14 protein-coding genes are annotated in these 15637 nt (G+C 41.3%); 7 read left to right on the top strand and 7 right to left on the bottom strand.

Annotated features, from left to right (window positions below; genetic code table 11):
* Positions 1-12 precede the first annotated feature (12 nt).
* Positions 13-279 (bottom strand): hypothetical protein, encoded by a 267-nt coding sequence (locus A8F94_RS02540; protein ID WP_066195160.1) that lies wholly within the window; start codon positions 277-279, stop codon positions 13-15.
* 160 nt (positions 280-439) lie between these two features.
* A complete protein-coding gene (yhfH, locus tag A8F94_RS24785) occupies positions 440-574 on the bottom strand; it encodes a protein YhfH (protein WP_077247524.1) in 135 nt (44 codons plus the stop codon).
* A gap of 395 nt (positions 575-969) precedes the next feature.
* Here yhfH and A8F94_RS24780 point away from each other — a divergent pair, with 395 nt between their 5' ends.
* The gene (locus A8F94_RS24780) at positions 970-3510 is read left to right on the top strand and encodes a PAS domain S-box protein (protein WP_077247581.1); all 2541 of its coding nucleotides are present in this window, start codon (positions 970-972) and stop codon (positions 3508-3510) included.
* A 397-nt stretch (positions 3511-3907) separates the two neighbouring features.
* A complete protein-coding gene (gene fdhF, locus A8F94_RS02525) occupies positions 3908-5965 on the top strand; it encodes a formate dehydrogenase subunit alpha (protein WP_254660771.1) in 2058 nt (685 codons plus the stop codon).
* Between the two features lie 229 nt (positions 5966-6194).
* On the opposite strand, the gene A8F94_RS02520 is transcribed toward fdhF, so the two are convergent.
* Positions 6195-7196: a DoxX family membrane protein gene (locus A8F94_RS02520; RefSeq protein WP_066195153.1), complete on the bottom strand. Its 1002-nt coding sequence runs from the start codon at positions 7194-7196 to the stop codon at positions 6195-6197.
* 234 nt (positions 7197-7430) lie between these two features.
* Here A8F94_RS02520 and A8F94_RS02515 point away from each other — a divergent pair, with 234 nt between their 5' ends.
* Together A8F94_RS02515 and A8F94_RS25310 are read left to right on the top strand one after the other, a co-directional pair.
* On the top strand, positions 7431-8216 hold the full coding sequence (locus A8F94_RS02515; RefSeq protein WP_066195151.1) for a LysM peptidoglycan-binding and 3D domain-containing protein: 786 nt from the start codon (positions 7431-7433) through the stop codon (positions 8214-8216).
* 149 nt (positions 8217-8365) lie between these two features.
* The gene (locus A8F94_RS25310) at positions 8366-8512 is read left to right on the top strand and encodes a lmo0937 family membrane protein (protein ID WP_139070012.1); all 147 of its coding nucleotides are present in this window, start codon (positions 8366-8368) and stop codon (positions 8510-8512) included.
* A 49-nt stretch (positions 8513-8561) separates the two neighbouring features.
* Here A8F94_RS25310 and A8F94_RS02510 read toward each other — a convergent pair whose 3' ends face one another.
* Positions 8562-10052, bottom strand: a complete 1491-nt coding sequence (locus A8F94_RS02510; RefSeq protein ID WP_066195149.1) for a NarK/NasA family nitrate transporter — start codon at positions 10050-10052, stop codon at positions 8562-8564.
* 297 nt (positions 10053-10349) lie between these two features.
* Here A8F94_RS02510 and A8F94_RS02505 point away from each other — a divergent pair, with 297 nt between their 5' ends.
* The 3 genes from A8F94_RS02505 (at position 10350) to A8F94_RS02495 (ending at position 12788) form a co-directional block, all read left to right on the top strand.
* Entirely contained in the window at positions 10350-11003 is a 654-nt protein-coding gene (locus A8F94_RS02505) for a potassium channel family protein (protein WP_139070011.1), read from the top strand.
* 117 nt (positions 11004-11120) lie between these two features.
* Positions 11121-12152 (top strand): low-specificity L-threonine aldolase, encoded by a 1032-nt coding sequence (gene ltaE, locus A8F94_RS02500; RefSeq protein WP_066195146.1) that lies wholly within the window; start codon positions 11121-11123, stop codon positions 12150-12152.
* A gap of 27 nt (positions 12153-12179) precedes the next feature.
* Positions 12180-12788, top strand: a complete 609-nt coding sequence (locus A8F94_RS02495) for a hypothetical protein (RefSeq protein WP_066195143.1) — start codon at positions 12180-12182, stop codon at positions 12786-12788.
* Between the two features lie 43 nt (positions 12789-12831).
* Here the strand turns inward: A8F94_RS02495 and A8F94_RS02490 are convergent, their stop codons facing one another.
* The 3 genes from A8F94_RS02490 to A8F94_RS02480 form a co-directional block, all read right to left on the bottom strand.
* Positions 12832-14100, bottom strand: coding sequence for an erythromycin esterase family protein (locus tag A8F94_RS02490; RefSeq protein ID WP_066195138.1), 1269 nt, complete (start codon positions 14098-14100; stop codon positions 12832-12834).
* Between the two features lie 187 nt (positions 14101-14287).
* Positions 14288-14536: a sigma-G-dependent sporulation-specific acid-soluble spore protein CsgA gene (locus A8F94_RS02485; protein WP_066195135.1), complete on the bottom strand. Its 249-nt coding sequence runs from the start codon at positions 14534-14536 to the stop codon at positions 14288-14290.
* A gap of 486 nt (positions 14537-15022) precedes the next feature.
* Positions 15023-15556 (bottom strand): D-glycero-alpha-D-manno-heptose-1,7-bisphosphate 7-phosphatase, encoded by a 534-nt coding sequence (locus tag A8F94_RS02480; RefSeq protein ID WP_066195132.1) that lies wholly within the window; start codon positions 15554-15556, stop codon positions 15023-15025.
* Between the last annotated feature and the right edge of the window lie 81 nt (positions 15557-15637).

Here is a 15637-nt window from a genome sequence, read left to right as displayed (position 1 = left end):
ACAGCTGTGTGTTTATTCCCTGCTTCCTTTTCCTTCAGCAGCATAGCCAAATGCTTTCCGCTGCTGATAATACTCTATGGTGCCCATTTCAACGTTCAATAAATATTCCATTTGCTCAAGGTTAGCCCGATTGACAGGGGGATCGGTTATATCCCATTTGACTGTATAAATAAAATAGTAATCTTTTATTTGCCTGAAAATGACCAGGGAGTTAGGATGTGTATCAAAAATTCCTTTGATGTTATATCTTTTTGTAAAGCTCCATTTCACCAGCCTCATCAACAGCACGTCCTTTAGAGGGATATTTACTATTTAAACATTCTTAATGCTTCTCAAACAATATAGATGTGCTGGCAGTTAAAGAATAAAGGCCAAAATAAAACCGGAACCCGCATATAAGGGTTCCGGTTTTATTTGTTTCGAAAAGATGGGTACGGCGCTATTCCTGACGTTTTGAAAGGCAGCGATCGCATTCATGCAAATAAGATTCGGCCATTTCCTGTACTTGCTCTCCGCATTCAGGGCATACCTTCTTAGGCAGGTTACTGAAAAACTCGACTGGACTCATCATCATACTTAATCCTCTCCTCTTATATAACAGTTTTTATTTAAATAACCTATTATAGTACAGTATAAACACTTTTCTTTTAATTGTGAATAGTTTTTTGAAAATTTTTAGAGTTTTTTCTTAAAAGAGGATTTACAATAGAAAATCAAACTTCAAATGTTGGAAAACGGGTATGTAACTATTAAGGAGGGAAGGTTTGTAGTTGGAAATGGAATTTGATAAGAAATGATTCATTAAAAAAGTTTTCCGCCAAATTTATAGTATAAAGTGGTTTTTACTAAAAAAGCAGTGATTAACCACTATTTATTTATTTTCATAGCTTTCTTAATTGTGAACTTTCTATTACAATTGTAATATATTCACAAAAATTTCAAGTGAAATTCAGGGGTTGATACTTGACAATGATAAATATGGCATATTCATTCAGTCCCGTATTGCTCATCATCGCCTTCGCTTTGTCTGTGATGGCTTCCTATACAGCACTGGATATGTTTACATTGATTCACTCATCTAAGAAAAACAAAGGCTTGTTATTTCTTGGCGGTACCCTTTCAATGGGTATCGGTATTTGGATCATGAATTTTTTGGGTTTGCTGGCTGAGGATTTAAGCCGTTTTGCTACCTACCACATTCCTTTGACGTTGTTATCAATCGTGATTGGAATTTCATTGACCGGAATGGCTTTTATTCCTGTGACAGGCAATAAAGTAAAGCTTGGAGGGCTTGGAATAGGCAGTCTATTCCTTACAATGGCCGTTTACTCGATTCATATTATCGGTATGTATTCAATGAATGTACGAATTGAATTTCATCCTCCAATCTTTATTATTTCTGGACTTTTAATATTTTTTTCGTTTTTATTAGCACTCTGGATGCTTTTTTACTCTAAAAGCTTTGACAGGAATACTCCGTGGCTGAAGCCTGTCAGTGCTGCCATCATAACGATTGCTGTGGCACAGGGCCATTTCCTGTTAAAAAGGGCCTCCAATGTTGGCAGGGAGGCAACTGATGGGAATCAAATGATTCCGGAAGATTCTTTTATCGTGTATCTTGTTTTGTTCGTCACATTCCTTATATTTGGCGGACTTATTATTTCCAGTACATTAATCAGCAAAAAACTTGCCTCAACAGATAATCATTTAAAGGACATCCTGGCCGCTCTGGATGCTGCTGCAATTGTCGGTATAACGGATCGGGATGGAAACCTGATTGAGGTGAATGACAAATTCCTTGAGGTTTCCAACTATACAAGGGAGGAAATCATAGGAAAGAATCATCGGCTTATGAATTCCGGATACCATTCCAAAGAGTTCTTTAGAATTTTATGGGAAACTGTCCAGTCGGGAAAAATATGGCAAGGTGAAATATGCAATCGAGCCAAGGATGGTTCGATATATTGGGTGGATACAACTATTGTTCCATTCCTTGATTCTAAAGGTGTGCCGTATCAGTATGTATCCATTCGCTCAAATATTACGAAACGGAAAAAAGCTGAAGCGGAACTGCTTGAAAGGCATAAAGAGGTAAGTGATATAACATTTGCGCTTGATCAATCTTCTATTGTTGCCATAACAAACGCAAAAGGGATTATTACAAGTGTCAATGATAAATTTTGTGAGATTTCAAAGTACTCAAAGGAAGAATTAATTGGTCAGGATCATAGAATTTTGAATTCCGGTACCCACGATAAGGAATTTTTCAAAAATCTATGGCGGACCATTGGCCGCGGCGATGTTTGGAAAGGGGAAATTTGCAACCGGGCCAAAGATGGCTCACTGTATTGGGTGGCTACAACCATTGTTCCTTTCCTGAATTATAAAGGTAAGCCTTATCAATATGTTGCGATAAGAACCGATATTACCAATCGGAAAATAGCCGAGGAAAATTTGAAGGATTCTTTAAAAGAAATAAGTGATTTTAAATTTGCGCTCGATCAGTCGTCCATTGTGGCGATTACGAATGCTCAAGGCATGATTGTAAGTGTAAACGATAACTTCTGCGAGATATCAAAGTATTCCAGGGAAGAGCTGATTGGCCAAGACCATCGGATCCTCAACTCAGGCCATCACTCAAAGCAATTTTTTAAAGATTTATGGCGGACGATTGGCCAGGGACATGTCTGGAAGGGTGAAATCAAAAACCGGGCCAAAGATGGATCCTATTATTGGGTGGACACAACGATTGTTCCGTTCTTGAATGAAAAAGGAAAACCATATCAGTATCTTGCAATCCGAAATGATATCACGGAAAGGAAGAAAACAGAAGAAATGCTGCACCGCCAGGATAAATTGGCTGCTGTTGGCCAGCTGGCAGCAGGTGTGGCGCATGAAATTCGAAATCCGCTCACTTCAATGAAAGGCTATGCGGAATTTCTGCAGCTGGACGAGAAGGACCCGGAACGAATGGAATTCCTCAATATTATTCTTGATGAAATTGACCGGGTGAACGGGATTGTTGAAGACTTTATGGTCCTTGCGAAACCAAAGGCGGTTGAACTTGAAGAGAAGAATGTTGTTCCGGTTTTGCGAAATGTTGTTTCGCTCCTTGAATTTGAAGCACGCAAGAAAAATGTTCGGTTGCATTTCGATTGCAACAGTGAAATCATCCAAATTGAATGTGATGAGAACAGATTGAAGCAAGTATTTCTGAATTTCATTAAAAATGGAATTGAGGCAATGCCGAATGGCGGGGACCTTCATGTGAAAACAATTATTTCTGGGGGGAATGTACACATTTCGATCCAGGATACAGGGGTCGGTATCCCTGAAGACAAGCTAAAAAAGCTTGGGGAACCTTTTTACACAACGAAGAAAAATGGAAACGGCCTGGGTCTCATGGTCAGCTTTAAAATAATTGAAAGTCACAATGGAAAGGTATTTGTCGAAAGTGAACCAAATAAAGGCACAACTTTCAATATCCTCCTTCCAGCAAAGTCAGCATAGCATTACAAACAGGGAATGGGCGGAGTATCCATTTCCTGTTTTTGTTTTATCCCGCATTAACGGGCAGTAAGACCCCCCACCACAAGATACTAAATAGACTAAGAAGATAGGTGGGGGATCAACTGCCCGTAAAAGCCCGATTGGTTCAACTAACAATCAGTGGGGGATGAAGAAAACCCCCACTGATTGAAGTTTCACTTTATAAATGCCCATAAGGGGAAATTGGGCCACCGAGTGACACGAATCACTGCATATTGCAAGATTGTTTGCCATACTTTGGAGCAAGGATAGTTTCATAAAAACGTCAAAAACATCCTGTAAATATGAGTCCCTTCCTAAATAGGATTCGATTATTATATTTATACAGGGTAAAAGTTTATTAATAGGGGTGAGATAAATGTCAGAATCAACTTTTGTCAAAACAGTATGCGGGTATTGCGGAACCGGGTGCGGACTTGTAGTAGAAGTCGTAAACAATAAAATTGTAAAAATCCGTGGAGATAAAGATGCGCCTGTCAATAAGGGTCAGACATGTGTGAAAGGATCTTTTGCGTATGAATATGTACATGCGCCAAACCGTTTGAAAGCCCCGCTCCTGCGCAAGGCAGGAGAGCTTGTCGAGGTTACCTGGAATGAAGCGCTGCAGTTTATTGCCGATAAACTGGGCCATATTAAATCCGAATGGGGACATGAAGCCATTTCCATGTTTGCCTGTGCCAGGACGACGAATGAGTCGAATTATATTACACAAAAATTCATGAGGACGGTAATAGGGTCTAATAATATTGACGGCTGTAACCGAACGTGACACGCCCCTAGTGTTGCCGGTCTGGCAACAGTGTTTGGAAGCGGGTTTCCTACCAATACTCTGGAGGATTTTGAAAAGGCTGAAGTGCTTCTGCTAATGGGTTCAAATACGACAGAGGCTCATCCTATCATTGCGAATCGTATAAAGAAGGCTGTAAAGTCAGGCTTAAAAATGATTGTAATAGATCCAAGAAAAATAGATATGGTGAAACAATCTCACCGTCATCTGCAGTTGAATGTCGGCTCTGATATCGCTTTAATCAATGCTTTTATACATGTCATCATTCATGAAGGGCTATACGATCCAGGCTTCATTTTAAAGCATACAGATGAGTTTGAAGCCCTTAAGGAACGTGTCAGCCTGTATACACCTGAATACGCTTCAAGCATTACTGTCGTCCCGGCAGAGGATATCCGGGAGACCGCCCGTGAATATGCCGGATCAAAGGGTTCGATGATTGCCTATACGCTAGGGATTACCGAGCATCATTGCGGTGTTAACAACGTTTTTGATATCGCCAATCTTGCTCTGTTGACAGGCAATATCGGCAAAGAGGGCACTGGCATTATGCCATTGCGCGGCCAGAATAATGTTCAGGGAGCAGGGGATATGGGCTGCCTTCCAAACCAGCTTCCGGGTGCGATGAGCCTTGCAAATGAAGAATACCGGACTCGTTATGAACAGGAATGGGGCATGGCAATCAATCCGGTGCCAGGGGATACCCAGACAAGGACCTTTGATCGAATTGAGGACGGCGGCCTGAAAGCGCTTTATGTAATAGGCGAAAATCCTTTATTGGCCGATGTCCATATGAACCATACACGGAAGCTGATCGAAAAGTTGGATTTGTTAATTGTTCAGGATATCTTTTTAACTGAAACTGCCCAAATGGCCGATGTTGTACTTCCCGCCCGTTCATGGGGAGAAGTTGATGGAACATTTACGAATACCGATAGACGTATTCAGCGTGTCCGTACGGCGGTTGAGGCCCATCCAAATACAAAAGAAGACTGGCAAATCCTTTGTGAATTGTCTGAACGAATGGGCTATCCAATGAACTATGAAAACAGTGAGGAAATTTGGAATGAGGTAAGGAAGCTCGCCTGGGAAATGTATGGCGGTATTTCTTATCGAAGGCTGGATGAAGGGTACTCCTTGCATTACCCTTGCCCAGATGAGTCTCACCCGGGAACGTTCGTTATGCATGAACGGTTCCACACGGAAGAAACGAATACCCGAAAATCGCCGTTTGTTCCTGTTGATTATACTGAACCGCTTGAATTGCCTGATGAGGACTATCCATTTACATTGACAACAGGCAGACGGTATGAGTCCTATAATACACATACCCAAACGCGTTACTATGCACCTGGAGTTAAAATCAAGCAGACGGAGGAGACCGTTGATATCCACCCATCAGATGCCGAGAAACTTGGCATCGAAAATGGCGACCTTGTATATGTTAGTTCAAGGCGGGGGGAGTTGACGGTTAAGTGTAAAGTAACCGAGCAGGTTGTGCCAGGGCTTGTGTTCATGAGTTTCCATTGGCATGAGACCCCGACGAATGTATTGACTCTGAATGAATTTGACCCTATTTCTGGGACAGCTGAATTTAAAGCCTGTGCTGTCGCCATTCGCCCGGTATAATAACAACATAATAGAAGGAGCAGGCTACATGCCAGCTCCTTTTTTGTGTCGGATTATAATGCAATTCGACCGCATTTTCTGCGTGTGAAGGTTACTAGGTTAAATGAAGGCGGGAACAGCCGAAAAAAAGTGATCTTCCCATCCTTCATCTATTTAAGGAGCCTTCAATGTTTGGTGAGAGCAGCGAGACAGGTGAGATCCTACAAGGCGTGTGCGCATTTTTATATAATTAAGCAAATCGATAGTAAATAAGCAAAAACGTTGAAAGAACGAAAATAAAGTTCAGGAAAACGAATATGACCCTATCGGCCACGGTCTTGTGAATTGCAATCGGTGGTTTATAAAATGAAACACCTTCAATTATAAAGATGACCAAAATTACATGGATCATAAAATGGCCCACTAACTCAAGCCAGCCGAACAAAGTAGTTGTCAGCACGAAAATAAGTGTAAGAACAAACGCCAGCAATCTGTTCAAAACACCTACAACTAACAAATATCCAACAACAAACTCAATGAAGGCACTTAGAACAATAAATACCTCTGGTGAAAAACCAAAAGTAGGCACATTGTGTCCGGAAATGATGTCGAGGGTCATACCCGGAAAGACCCACTTTTCGACTGCTACCCAACAGAGGGATAATCCAGTGCCCAGATAGAGGAAAGGAAATCCCCATTCCTCCCATTTTGTATTGCCAATCAGCAATACAAATATAATGGCAAGGTAAAATCCATAATCAAGCATATGAAAAATGCCATATTCCGGAGTAATATACATAAACAAACCCAGTAAAATAAGGGCACCGGCCTTTGTTGCATAGTGATGTGGGAATAGGAGAAAACCGATCGCCACCCATGCCGCAATCGTAATTGCCGTTGATTGAATGGTTATTTCAGGTGCAAAGATGGTTCCGAATGTTACTTGGATGATTAAAGCAATAGCGGTACCATACTTAAGAATTTTTCTTGAGTACTTTCTAAAACCTTCAAGATAGTTGTCAATTCTCGCTAAGGGCTCCCATTTCATAATCCAGGGCAGCAATTGGGGGAGGGCGGCTAGTCCGAGAGCGACAATGATAGTAACTGAAATGAATAACGGCGATAAAATTTCTTCAATTGGAACTTTTACTGGCTTCGTCTCCGTAAACCATTTGACATGGCCTAAAGCTGCCAATGGTGTAAGTAAAAGTATAAAAAATCCAAGGCTTACAGCCGAGATTCCTTTTTTCATAAACCATAAAACCTCCTTTTTCATCCTCTTTCTTATACCCTTTTAAATGGAATGATCATCCTTTTTCTATGAGAAATAAGCAGTAAATTTGTTAGAGTATTCTGACTATTAGTTATCGGATTGTAAACTTCCAGACATCCTTGTTACGCAATTATCATGTCCCTGTTCTTTGTATTTTATTTTTTCGTGCTACTATTAGTTTTGTTAGCCAAAAGAACTTTGGGAGGAATGAAGATGAAGAAGAAGCTTGGAAGTTTACTAGCAGCCGCTGCACTCTCTGGAACGATTGGCATCAATGTACAGGCTGAAGAAATTACTGTTCAAAAAGGTGATACTCTATGGGGACTGGCAAAAGTACATAATGCTTCAGTTGACGATATCATAGCTTGGAACGGACTTACATCGGATCGAATTTATGCAGGAGAGAGGCTTAATATTCATCCGGAAACTATGTATGTTGTACAAAAAGGCGACACTTTATGGAATATAGCAAAACAGCATTCTATTACTCTGCAGCAACTGGTTGATTGGAATGATTTAAAAGGAGACTTGATTGTACCAGGTATGAAGCTTGCGATTACAGGCCCAGCGAAAGCCGTTTCTCCAACAGCAAATCAATCCACACCTGTTAGCAAGCCGCAAATCAATACTCAATCAACACCAACTAAACAGGTAAGCCAGCCAAAAGTAAAGGCTGCGCCTGCTGCCAAACAGGAAGCTAAAACGAACGGAAAAGAACTTGCTGTTACAGCAACTGCATATACTGCTTATTGCGAAGGATGTTCAGGAATAACAGCAACCGGAATTAACCTTAAGAATAATCCCGGTGCAAAAGTCATTGCTGTTGATCCATCGGTTATTCCATTAGGAACGAAGGTCTTTGTTGAAGGATACGGCGAAGCAATAGCCGGAGATACCGGAGGGGCCATCAAAGGAAACAAAATCGATGTATTCATTCCATCTAGGGACGCCGCTTTAAAATGGGGAGTTAAAAAGGTAAAAGTAACGATACTGGAATAAATTTAACCGCCGAGATGGCGGTTTTTTCTTTGATTCATTATAATCGACCCCAAAATCTTATTATTCATGTCCATGCCAATCAGTGATATTGTTTTTAAATCTAGTGCAATGGGTAAACTACTATCAAAATGGAAGAAAGGAAGATTAGCATGCTTTGGACTATTGTAGGACTGCTCGTTCTTTTTTGGATTGTCGGGCTTCTATTTGACATAGCCGGCGGTTTGATTCATTTGCTTTTAGTTGCGGCAGTAGTTGTGTTCCTGTTTAATATGTTTAAAAACAGGGCAAATCGCTGACCTGAGGACGGATAAAGAGGGCTGCAGCCTAATAGGTGCAGCCCTTTCCTTATGTATTGATCTCCCTAAACATCGCAACATAATTTTTCGTTTCGCCAGTTTCATCTTTAATGGAATGAATCGTTAAGTATTCCTGATAAATGTCTCCGTTTTTTCGCCTGTTCCAAATATACCCTTCCCAATGGCCATGCGAAAGTAGGTTCTCCCACATTTTTCTGTAGAATTCGTTATCATGTTCACCGGACTGAAGAACACTGGGCGTTTTGCCGCGAACTTCCTCCAAGGTGTATCCGGTTATTCTCGTAAAAGCAGGATTGATATTCTGGATGATTCCTTGAGGATCTGTAACCGTTATACCATCCTGGCTTAGAGCAAAGATTTCATCAAAAATACTTTGCCTTTCATGATAAAACATCCATAAAACAAACAGTAAAGCTGCTAATGCGAGTTCTGATAAAGCCATAAATCCAATCGCATAATAACCAGTCAGACTGTACATGGCCCCTAAAATTATAGGAGGGAAGAAGCCGCCAAGCCCTCCCATCGCAGTAACTAAACCATTGACGATTCCTGCATGTTTATAAAAGTAGAGTGGAACAAGCTTGAAGATGGCTCCGTTGCCCAAACCAGAACAAATTGCTACCATCAGGCAGACGAATGAGAATATAGGCAGAGATGGTGTAAAAGAAAGGATCATCCCGGCACTCGACAACCCAATAAAACTGACCATCAGGATATATAAAGGATTCAGCTTATCAGCCAGCCAGCCGCCTGCTACCCTGGAAACAATACTTGTAAAAATAAACAGTGCTGTCCTGAATCCGGCATCAATTTCGAGTAAGCTAAAGTTTTTCACCATAAAAATGGGCAAATACATCGTAAAAGCCAAAAACACTCCAAAGGTAATGAAATAAAAGAAGCAAAGCAGCCAGAGCTTTTTGTTCTTGTAAACTTCAAAAAACTGCCCCTTTAATGGCTCTGCTTCTGTTTTTTCCTGTCTGTCACCGAATAGGAAGTTTACCAATGCAAAAAGAATAGCTAAGTACAGATACGCTTCAACTGTATCCCTCCAGCCGATTTGATTAGCCAGCAACGGAGCGAAGAACGCGGTCAGCGCGGTTCCAATTGTGCCGATTCCATATATTCCATTTATGAATCCATGGTTTGACTTAGGAAAATATTTAGGAAGGGATGTAGTTCCAACCGAGAAAACAGCTCCTCCAAACCCTAGGAAAATGCCTGCAGCCAGCAGTGAAACAACTGATTCTGAGTTTTGTATGAGCAAAATGGGAATAGTTAAGATGATAAAGCTTACACTAAATAAAATTCGTGCACCCAGCCTGCCTGTCAGGTAACCGGCTGGAACCCGGAAAATTGAACCGAGAAAAACAGGTATGGCAATAGCCCATGCAGTTTGAACAGAAGTGATATGTAAATCAACGACAATAAATGGCATCAATGAAGATATGATGACCCACACCATAAAACCCGCAATCAGGCTTGCGGTTTGCAGCAATAATTGTTTTGTTCCTTGTTTCATAATAATCCCCTTTTCATCTTTGGGAGAGGCCTTCGTTCCTTTTTAGGCGGTCACAACAATTTAAGTATATTAAATTGTCTATTAAAAAACCATTGTCTTTGGCGAAAATTAGCATTTTCCTTTGAGGTGGATCAATCTATCTGAAATTTAGCCATAGAAAAATTAGACTTGGCTTTTTACCAGGCTGGAATTATGATTATCAAGGAGCAAAGGGTGGTATATCGTTAGTTAGCTATCCGGATGGTTCTATCCACTATTACTACGAGTGATTAGCTGTACATAAAGGAGTGAAAGGTTTTGATTAATCAATATGCAGTCATTGGCCTTGGAAGATTTGGGATGGGTCTTGCTGAAAGCTTAATTGAAGCAGGGCAGGAGGTTCTCGGTGTTGATACGAATGCGGAGAGGGTTGAGGATGCCCAGGCCGTTCTAACGCATGCCGTTATTGCGGATTCAACCGATCCGGATGCACTAAAATCACTGGGAATCAGGAATTTTGATACCGTTGTGGTTGCCATTGGAAATGATATCCAAGCGAGTATTCTTACGGTCCTTTTATTAAAGGAAGAAGGCGTAAAAAAGGTGATTGCCAAGGCGATCAGCAAACCTCACGGCCAGGTGCTGGAGAAGGTAGGTGCCGATTGGGTCATTTTCCCGGAGCGGGATATGGGAGAACGGGTCGCCCATATGTTGATCTCTCCGAATGTGTTGAATTTTATCGAGTTGTCCAATGATTATAGCGTCGAGGAAATGAAAATTCCGCCATCGATGACCCAAAGAACGCTTAGAGACCTGGATCTTCGCGCAAGATACAATCTCAGTGTTATTGCCATTAAGCATGGAAAGAAAATCAATATATCCCCCGCACCCGACGAAACTATCCTTGAAGGGGATGTTCTTGTCGTTATAGGTGAAAATAGGGATTTGGAGCGGTTTGGAAATCTTAATTGAACGAGGAACGGGAGTTAAGTCCGTTCCTTTTTATTTTTCTCCCATTTCCACTTCAGGTGAGGTAGAATAGTAGAATAAAGGAAGGATTTAACACTTTTATAAAGGGGAGTGGGATGTGTGATAGATTTAAGAAGCGATACGGTTACAAAACCTACAGAGGAAATGCGTCTCGCTGCCTATCAGGCTGAGGTTGGGGATGATGTGTATGGAGAAGATCCGACTGTCAAAAAGCTAGAAGAAACAGCAGCAGAAATGCTTGGCAAGGAAGAAGCTTTATTTGTAACAAGCGGGACGCAGGGAAACCAGCTGGCCATCCTTGTCCATTGCAGATCTGGCCAGGAGATCATCCTTGAGGAAGAATCCCATATATTTTACTATGAGGCAGCGACTGCGTCGGCGTTTGCGGGTGTACAAACGAGGACAATCAAAGGAATTCGGGGTGCCATGGATCCCGGCCTTGTGGAATCGGCAATCAGGGAGGATGACATACATTTTCCTGAAACCGGATTAATTTGCCTTGAGAACACGCATAACCGGTCAGGGGGATCAGTCCTTTCCATGGAGCAAATGGAAGCGATACATACGGTTGGAAAACGATACCACGTTCCCGTTCATATTGATGGGGCAAGGCTCTTTAACGCTGCCGCAGCGCTAGGTGTCCCTGTTGCCAAACTTGCAGGCCATTCAGACACTGTGCAGGTCTGTTTATCGAAAGGACTTGGTGCACCGGTTGGTTCGTTGCTTGCCGGCAGTACCGACTTTATTCGAAAAGCCCGGAAGTGGAGAAAACGCCTGGGCGGCGGAATGCGCCAGGCTGGTGTCATCGCAGCGCCCGGCCTGGTGGCGTTAACCAAAATGACAGGCCGGTTGGCTGAGGATCACGAAAATGCGAGAATCCTAGCAGATGGAATTTTAAATATTTCCGGAATGGGCATCGCCAATAAAGTTGAAACCAATATTGTTGTCGCTGATGTTAGAGGGACAGGTTTAAATGAAAAGGTGTTTGTAGAAAGGCTGAAGGAAAAGGGAATCCTTTTAGGTTCAGTTGGACCCGGCTTCGTCAGGCTAGTCACAAACTATGATGTGAAAAAGGAAGATATCGATTCAGCTCTATTTTCAATACGTAAAGTTGTAGAGCAGGCTAAATAGGAATAAGGGGTAAAAGGGGGAAGTTCCGTGTTTGCAAATACAGGTGCAGCCGAAGATAAAAACGTAAAAATGGTTGCATACACGATTATATTATTTATAAGCAGCTTATTTGCTCCGTTTGTGATTGTCGCTTCCATTCAAAGTCTGTTCTTTTATAAAAGGGACTATTGGTTTTTTGAAACCCCAGCACCGGCTTATTTGATTTTTATGGCCGGAATGTTTTTGGCAGCGTTAGCAATGGCCGCCTATATTTTTGCCAATTGGAAATGGGAACATAAAAACTTGCCACATCTTTTGGCTGTGGGGATTTTGTTATGCATTCCATTCCTGGCTGCAGGGATTGATCACTATTATTACGCGGATGAAAAAGGGGTATATTTGAACGAAGCTGCGGGAATTGGGGTTAAGGATTACCAATGGACCGAATTTAAAGCTGTCAAAAAAGTATATGTGAAAAGTATTCAAGGGCAAGTTAGCCTTGATCGGTACACTTTTACCACCGTTGATGGGAAAAAAGTTGAACTTCGCAATACCAAAAAGTTTTACGAAGCAAAGCCGCGGATTGATGGAGTAATTGAAGATCTGGGACTGAAGGTAAAAGATAATTTTGATAATCCGATTGTACAAAAACAATAATAGGTGAAGCGCATTTGTTTTGAAATGCGCTTCTTTTTTTGTTCTACAGGATTTCTGGCCCTTTAAATATATCGAGCGGCTTTAAAGCAAATGATTCATCAACATAAATAAAGGCATCATATCTTTCCGAAATAATTGAAGGGACGTAATTTCCAAATTGTTCATATTCAGGATCATAAACAACTCCAATTGCTCGGTGGCCAATCTTTTGTGAGAACTCATTCCTGTTCTCATCAGTAAATAAAATCCATTTATTAAAGGAGCCTGCTTGATATAATGCATCTTCCCAGCTGAACGCTTGGGCGGCAGGTACGTCCATTTCTTCATGTTCTGCACCCCACGAACTGCCAGCAATGACAGTTCCTCGATGGGTGCCAAATCCTGTTATAAATATTTCTTTCTTTTTATATTGCTCTCTGACAATTTGGCCGACATTCAGCATACCAGCTTGCTTCATATCAGTTGCTCGCGCATCGCCAACATGGGTATTATGCTCCCAAATAATTGCTTTAGCGTCTGGTCCGTAGAACTTCAGTATCGCATTCAAAGCTTCGACCATATGCAAATCTCTTGTATTCCATGATTCGGAATCACTAAGAACCATCAAGCGGTAATATTGTTCAGCGTTGGCAGTAACCAGTGCATTAACTTCAAGATTCAGCTCCGCTTCAGGGTCGTTTGGATCCACAATCTTTGATTTTCTGATTTTTGATAACAGGTCAACCACTTCATCTGAACAGCCTTCTGAAAGATAGCCTGCGGAGATAGCATATGTTTCATTATTTCGGTTAAATGGCTCAAAACAAGAAAACGCCTTTAAAGCAGCAGATAGTTCTGGGGAATTTATTTTTTTTAGGTAGTTCATAATTTCGTCCATGGATTCCCACAGGCTGTAAACATCAAGGCCATAAAAGCCGGCTTGGGGTCCTTTATTGCTTTTGTTGTTATATTGTTTTAGCCATTTTATTAGAGAAACAATTTCTTTATTGGCCCACATCCATGTTGGCCATCTGTGAAAAGCCTTTAATACTTCTTCAGGACTTCTCTCATCATGATGGGATTTGATATAGGTATTAATCGATTGGCAAGAAGGCCAGTCCCCTTCAACTGCAATAAATGAGAAACCTTTTTCTTGAATAAGTTTTTTTGTTATCTCAGTACGAAGTGTGTAAAATTCGGATGTGCCGTGGGAAGCCTCACCAAGGAGGACGATTTTCGCTTCGCCCATTTTTTCAATAAGAGAATCCAAATCATCTGCATGTTCAAAAGAGTGGGACCACTTTTCGATAGAATCCTTTAGGTTTTTATCCATACATACACCTCTTATAAAAAGGAATCGAAGATGTTTGTTGAAAAACAGAATAGATTGTCTTTGTCTGGCGAAAGATCCTCTTGCATTCATCGCTTTTTGTCAGTACTTGCGCTTGCCTGGGAAATAGGTAAGGATATATTTCCTATACGATCTTATGATAATCATGCCGATTCAGTTGATTGGAGATTTATATAAGCTGTTCATAGACATTGTTTAAGTGGTTGGCCCGTAAGTCATCTTGTTCATCCCGGGCATAATTGATTTCTTCCGGTAAAATAGAATTTAAAAATTGAATATCTTTATCGGATAAACTTCGCACAAATTCCTCTTCAGAAGTAAAGTTTTTCTCAAGCATATCGTAAATCCGTTTTCCCTGTCCGTGTCCTTCAGTGTAATTTGAAATAATTTCCCTCAAGTATTGTAATGATTGATCCATTATTGTTTCCTCCTTTTAATATGGCTAGTTAACAATGTTGTTGATTTCCGCTTCTCAAAGGAAAGCTCCCATGAAATAATCATCGCAGAGACGACACAAAGGAAAGCTCCCATGAATAATCATCGGAGAGACAGGCGTTTTTGCCTGTCTCGAGGCACTTTTTGACTGTCACAAGGCGTACCGCTTTCCGAAGCCGTAAGCTATTACATGAACAGCTTCAAGAGAAACATATTTGAATAACGCCATGCAGCTTTGCGACGAGTTGCAGATAAGCTTCTCGAGTCCTCTATGGCGTAGGAGCACATTAGGAGCCTGTCTAGCTGCCGCTCCTAGCTAGTTTTCATCCAGAATAAGCATCCTGAGTATGTTGTAATAATCACGGCTTTTGAAAATTACATTTTCTAACGGGTCTTGACGCCTTCCACTCCAATCAACAATGAGAATAATCAACAATGCAATATTCATTAACATAGCTTTTAGAATAAATTATGCATCTTTCTTAAGCAGGTCCAGGATTGGCTGAATAGCGGAATATAATGTGGGTGCGCTTTCATCAGCAGTTGTTTCGCCCTCACCAATAAATACTGTTTTACATCCGGCTGCTTTTCCCGATTCAATGTCACGTTCGTGATCTCCCACCATGACAGACCCAGGCAAATCTAGTTGATGTTTTTTTGCTAAATGCTCAAGCATTCCTGGTTTTGGTTTTCGGCATAAGCACCCTTCAGTAGGTTTATGTGGACAATATGCAATATCGGTAATCATCCCGCCTTTTTCTTTAATTAACTCAATTAGCCGCTGGTGGACTTTTTGTAACTTGTGCTCTGTCATAAATCCCAAGCCAATTCCACCTTGATTTGTGACAATGAATACTGGGTAGCCTGCTTTTGTCAGTTCAGCAACCGCATCTGCGGCACCTTCGAGCATGAATAGTTGCTTTGGGGTATTTACAAATTTAACCCGTTTGGTGAGAACCTCATTCAAAACACCATCCCGGTCGAGAAAAACCGCTTTTTTCAACTGATTCACCTCCGGATAGCATCCTTTTATAAAATGCCCTGAAGTCTCCTTAATTATATGGAGGACATCCTTTATAAAAAC

Origin of the sequence: Bacillus sp. FJAT-27225, assembly GCF_001685025.1 — a bacterium.
GTDB lineage: Bacteria > Bacillota > Bacilli > Bacillales > Cytobacillaceae > Bacillus_D.
The sequence above is the reverse complement of the archived record's forward strand: the minus strand, read 5'-3'. Positions and strand labels throughout refer to the sequence as shown.

Coding starts and splice junctions, on each gene's coding strand:
- A8F94_RS02540 (WP_066195160.1), bottom strand. CDS start 279: ATGAGGCTGGTGAAATGGAGCTTTACAAAAAGATATAACATCAAAGGA.
- yhfH (WP_077247524.1), bottom strand. CDS start 574: ATGATGATGAGTCCAGTCGAGTTTTTCAGTAACCTGCCTAAGAAGGTA.
- A8F94_RS24780 (WP_077247581.1), top strand. CDS start 970: ATGATAAATATGGCATATTCATTCAGTCCCGTATTGCTCATCATCGCC.
- A8F94_RS02520 (WP_066195153.1), bottom strand. CDS start 7,196: ATGAAAAAAGGAATCTCGGCTGTAAGCCTTGGATTTTTTATACTTTTA.
- A8F94_RS02515 (WP_066195151.1), top strand. CDS start 7,431: ATGAAGAAGAAGCTTGGAAGTTTACTAGCAGCCGCTGCACTCTCTGGA.
- A8F94_RS25310 (WP_139070012.1), top strand. CDS start 8,366: ATGCTTTGGACTATTGTAGGACTGCTCGTTCTTTTTTGGATTGTCGGG.
- A8F94_RS02510 (WP_066195149.1), bottom strand. CDS start 10,052: ATGAAACAAGGAACAAAACAATTATTGCTGCAAACCGCAAGCCTGATT.
- A8F94_RS02490 (WP_066195138.1), bottom strand. CDS start 14,100: ATGGATAAAAACCTAAAGGATTCTATCGAAAAGTGGTCCCACTCTTTT.
- A8F94_RS02485 (WP_066195135.1), bottom strand. CDS start 14,536: ATGGATCAATCATTACAATACTTGAGGGAAATTATTTCAAATTACACT.